We start from the raw sequence: 5299 nt of genomic DNA, 5'->3' as shown, positions 1-5299 counted from the left end.
CCTTTCATCGCCTCAAGTTTGAAAATTTCGACGTTAATTACCAAAAGTCGTTATTTTTTAAATTTTCCTCTTCTACAATAGCTTCTAAATTGGAGAAATTTATCAATTCGATATAATAATTATTCGTAGCTTGTTTTCTCTTTGCGACGTCTAAAATATATTTCGGTGACCCTTCCTTCTCTTCATCATAAACTAATAGAAGACCTTCGCTTTTTTTTATTAAAAATTCATTTTTTTGTTTGAATTGAAGGGGACTTTCATAATCTCTCCTTGATATGCTATCAACAAAGTCTGCTTGTGATTGGATATAATCATAATACTCTTTGTTCGTTTCATTCCACTTACTTTCTTGATTAAAAAATGGTGTTAATATCGCTAGTTTCAAATCAGGAAATTGCACTTGTAATTCATAAACTACTTCTGCAGCCCATAGTTCAACTCCTAGCTGGCCACTGATAATTACCCATTCTAGTCCTTGCTCGATAAACCGATGTAAAGACTTTTCTATTGCCTTTTTTATGTAATGTACGGCTTGGTCATCATTTTTAAATATACCTAATTCAAACGATTTATAGCCGGAAATAGTAAGAACATTCAACAGAATTACCCCATTCCGCTTCTTATTCATAATAATTATACTAAAAAAGGAGCTGATTGTTCAGCTCCTTGACACCCTAAATATTATCGTCCAAATGGACCAGGGCCGAATCCTGGACGTGGTCTTGGACCACCAAAACCAAATCCTTGAGTTGGAGCAGGACCGTACACATTAAAATGTTGATGTGTAACTTCATTCTCAACAGATTGTGTTTGTGGAAAATAATGTTGATGCTTGAAGAACTCATGATTTACAACTGTTGTATGCTGCGGATGAATATGTGGAACAATCGTTTCAGAAAAATTATTTTGAACACAACATTTTGTTGGATGTACGATTGGTGCCAATACTTTAGGTCTACAATGATGCATATTCCATTCTCCTTTCAATCATTTATCATGTCTTACACTTCTAGCCTATGATAAATGGGATATACATGTACTAATGCAACCACCTAATTTTAAAAATTATCCGCTAGAAACCTATAATTTACAAACATTTACTGTTTTTGAAATATAAGCTCATAAATCAGATAAAAAATCAGTGAAGGACATGACCAACACTGATTCATAATAAAGTATATTTAAACGAAATGAAAATCCGTCTAGTATTTTAATTAAAATAAAGCCATAATACTATCTTTATAAGTCGAAAATATAAATATAGTTAAGAGAACAACAATAAAAAATAGAAATAAAATGCTTTTGTACATAGTTGTATTCCCCTTTTTTTTCATTCGTACAATCACATATTTTACATTGTTCTACAGAAAACTACAATTGTTAATTTAAGGATTATTATCATTTCATCATTTTGTCATATTTTTGACGAAATCACTCATTTTTTGCGCTTCCCCGGGTAATAATCTTTTCATATTTCCGCTCAATTCTAGCTAATCTTTTTTCAATCTCAGCTTGTAGTTCTATCGAATCTTTCATTCTATTATGTTCAAGTATTTGATTAGCTAGTTTTGTATAATAAATTGCTTCATCATAATTTTTTATAATGTGCTCATAATATTTTGCTAGTTCGATCGCAGAGTCTATCTTTAATTTTTCTTCATTTGAAAGAGATAATATTTCTTTCCATGTATTTATTGCCATGTCCCAATTTTTATTCTTCTTATAATGAAGCGCAACTTGGTATTTCGCACTTCCCTCATTACGTGTTCCTTTCTCCATTAACGTTTGATAAGCATTCATCGCTGATTGTCCGTCACCAATATAGTCCAACCATCGCGCAATTTCATAATGTTCCTCTTCATTTGCTTCAACTGTTGTGTTTAATAGTTTTAAGGAAACATCAATATAAAGGGTAATAAGTGATAATACATCAATTTCATTATGCTTTAAGACACCCATTATGATTTCTGGTTGCTGCTGCTTCACAAATTGAAAATATATCATTGGTGCTAAATATCCTGGTACATCATCCTTACGATGAATATCGAGGATGACTTTTTCAACATTCGCAAGTTTTACAGAATCCATTTCCTTTTTCCAAAGTCTCCTTGCAGCATGAAATAAATCAAAATGCCCAAATGGCGGGAGACTTGGTACGGATTCTCTTATGAGAGTATGTCTTGTTTTTACCTGTGGCCAATCAAAAGCTTTACCATTATATGTTACAAGCGTTTTACTATTTATCCCATTTAAGAAACTTTGGTATAACGCAACTTCATTTCCCGGATTTGGCAGCAAATGCTGTTTAACTACAACTCGATCATGAAACACTTGTGCTTGACCTAATAAAAATATCGTATTCCCTACACCACCACCAAGACCAGTTGTTTCCGTGTCAAAGAAGAACAATTCATTTGCTTGATGCCCCTTACATGACAATGGATGAGTTGATTGAGATTCGTTCCACATCTGAACAATGCGATGGAATTCACCTAGTTGATATTTACCGTGCTGAAAGGTTAAAGGATACGTAATTTCTCTAATAAAGCAATATTGTCCATCATAAGTAAAGATTTTCGTGTCATACTCATCCCATATAGCTTCATTAGCAATAGATTTTTCACTTTCTTTTTGAAGAGATGATGGTGCTTCTTCTCTAACGATATGCTGTTTCATTCGATTTAATTTATTTAATAACGACATTTATTTCATCCCTTTAAACATCTCATTCCTGGAAAACTTATCCTTGTAACTAGTAGATTAAATTTTTTATTATTTTCTTGATACAAGGATGTATTGTATGTTTGTTGCTTTTTATTAGTGTAACCTCGGGGTGGCGGTGAGTCTATCCCTCATTCAGCAGAAGTCTCGTATACTAACGACAAGCAATCACTTATCAAATATATTCACATTGAAAAATTTCACTATAAAGTCTTTTTTGAAAAATTTTCAAATCATGTTAACTGTTGCAAAAGAGAAAGTGTATCTCTTTTAATTGAATCAGTACTTGTTTCCGTTCCTATACAAGAAGGACACCCCTCTTTACATGGACAATCAGATAGTAATGAGATCGCCTCTAAAACGATTATATTCATCGTTTCAAAGATTTTTTTCGCTAACCCTACCCCTCCTGGATATCTATCATATAGAAAAATCGTCGGTTTCTGATTGTGGACAGATTTAATTTGTGAAACGACATGGAGATCAGATGGGTCACACATTACTTTTAATGGAGCAATATGTTGAAACAAATGGGCAACAGATATTAATGCTTCCTCTAATCGTTTCTCAGGTAATTCACTTTTCAACGAATCGTTTATACTTATCCATGCGGCGTTTGTATGGAGCTCTTCTTCTGGCAGGAGTATAGGACCTGAGCCGATATTTTCATGCGTATCAAATTTAATTTTCTTAAAAATTGTTGCCATAGCTTGTACTGTTACATCGCCAAACCCTAATTCAACATGATTATGGTCTTCATGAAGGTCTTCTTCTAATACTTTTAGCTGAACAGCTAAATTCGCATCTGTAAAATAATCGACATCCACTTCCCGAACAAAAGCCTTTTTTTCTTCCCAGTCTAGTTTTTCTACTTGATATTGCACACCTTGATGTAAATATATCGCTTCATCATGCAGGAGTGTCATTGAACTAAACCGATCCATTTCACCAATGACCTTTACATTCGCAATATCTGACTGATCTATAATTACAACATTTTCCTGTGAAGCCGATCGCAAGCTAATATTATGTGCTGGAAAGGAATCGTTCATCCAATAATAAGTATCTTCGTTATAATGCAATACCCTTTCCTCCGCTAAAAACTGTAAAATATCATTAAGCTCCAAGCCATCAAATGTATCATCTTCTTTAAAAGGAAGTTCAAAAGCTGCACACTTTAAATGGTCAACTAAAACAACAAGATTATTTGGATTAATTACAGCCGTCTCGGGGTTTTGCTCGAGAAAATAGTCAGGATGCTGAATAATATATTGATCAAGTGGACTAGAACTTGCCACCATAATAATAACTGCTTCTCCTTGTCTTCTACCAGCCCTACCTGCCTGTTGCCAAGCACTCGCAATTGTCCCGGGATAACCAGTCATTATGCAAACTTGTAATTGTCCGATATCTACTCCTAGCTCTAAAGCATTCGTACTTACTACACCTAAAATCTCACCATTTCTTAACCCTTGTTCGATTTCTCTTCGCTGTTTAGGCAAATAGCCCCCGCGATATCCACGAATCGATTTATGTGTTAGCTGGTTTTTAATTAACTCTTGAAGATAAGTTAAAATAATCTCGACTCGTACACGACTTCTAGCGAAAACAATCGTTTGAATTTTATGCTTCAAAAAATATCCTGCTAAACGTCTAACTTCCAAAGTTGCACTTTTTCTTATATTTAATGGTTTATTGACAATTGGCGGATTATAAAAGATAAAATGCTTCTTACTTGAAGGTGCGCCGTTATTAGCGATAAGCTCCATTTTTTCTCCTGTTAACGTTTCAGCCAATTCCTTAGGATTTGCAATTGTGGCAGATGTACAAATAAATTGTGGATTACTTCCATAAAATTGACAAATTCGTTTTAATCTTCGGATAACATTTGCAACATGACTCCCGAAGATTCCTCGATATATATGAAGCTCATCAATTACAACATATTTTATATTTTCAAAAAGAGAAACCCATTTTGTATGATGAGGTAAAATTGCCGAATGTAACATATCAGGATTCGTAATAACAATGTGACCTGCTTTTCTTACCTTTTGGCGAATTGATGGTGACGTATCACCATCATAAGTATATGAATTTACTTGAACACCCATTTCTGAAATGATTTCATTTAATTCGGATTTTTGATCTTGTGCTAATGCCTTAGTAGGAAATAAATATAGTGCACGACTTGTATCATCCTCGATAATCTTTTGTAATACTGGTAAATTGTAGCATATTGTTTTTCCTGATGCTGTGGGAGTAACAGCAACTAAGTTCGCTCCATCTTTTGCTAACCGATATGCATCAAATTGATGTGTATATAACTGTGAAATCCCTCTTTTTATCAATGCTTGCTTTAAACGCTCGTCGATATCTTTTGGCATTTCTACCGTTTTTGCATCTTTTGGAGGAATTGTATGCCAATGAACAATTTGTTCGCTAAATTCTTTATTTTGCTTCAATGTGTCTACAAGGTTTGATAAGGATTTCCGAAATTCCATTTTAGATACCTCACTTATCTCGACATTCAATTCATGACATTTTTTCTCTGTCGTAGAAAAAATCACCACTTATAAAT

Annotated in this window: 4 protein-coding genes; all 4 read right to left on the bottom strand. The window is 33.8% G+C overall.

Annotated features, from left to right (window positions below):
* Positions 1-37: 37 nt before the first annotated feature.
* Positions 38-598: an SLOG family protein gene (locus HU235_RS11810; protein ID WP_095302177.1), complete on the bottom strand. Its 561-nt coding sequence runs from the start codon at positions 596-598 to the stop codon at positions 38-40.
* Positions 599-681: 83 nt separating this feature from the next.
* Positions 682-969 carry a spore coat protein gene (locus HU235_RS11805; protein WP_095302178.1) on the bottom strand — a complete coding sequence of 96 codons (288 nt, stop codon included), beginning with the start codon at positions 967-969 and terminating at the stop codon, positions 682-684.
* 462 nt (positions 970-1431) lie between these two features.
* Positions 1432-2703 (bottom strand): ribonuclease H-like domain-containing protein, encoded by a 1272-nt coding sequence (locus HU235_RS11800; protein ID WP_095302179.1) that lies wholly within the window; start codon positions 2701-2703, stop codon positions 1432-1434.
* Between the two features lie 251 nt (positions 2704-2954).
* Positions 2955-5222, bottom strand: a complete 2268-nt coding sequence (locus HU235_RS11795; protein ID WP_174880340.1) for a DEAD/DEAH box helicase — start codon at positions 5220-5222, stop codon at positions 2955-2957.
* Positions 5223-5299: the final 77 nt, after the last annotated feature.

The sequence above is a fragment of the Metabacillus niabensis genome, assembly GCF_902829255.1.
GTDB lineage: Bacteria > Bacillota > Bacilli > Bacillales > Bacillaceae > Metabacillus > Metabacillus niabensis.
The sequence above is the reverse complement of the archived record's forward strand: the minus strand, read 5'-3'. Positions and strand labels throughout refer to the sequence as shown.

Excerpts from the sequence above, each read along its gene's own strand:
- HU235_RS11805 (WP_095302178.1), bottom strand. The coding sequence starts at position 969 with ATGCATCATTGTAGACCTAAAGTATTGGCACCAATCGTACATCCAACA.
- HU235_RS11800 (WP_095302179.1), bottom strand. The coding sequence starts at position 2,703 with ATGTCGTTATTAAATAAATTAAATCGAATGAAACAGCATATCGTTAGA.
- HU235_RS11795 (WP_174880340.1), bottom strand. The coding sequence starts at position 5,222 with ATGGAATTTCGGAAATCCTTATCAAACCTTGTAGACACATTGAAGCAA.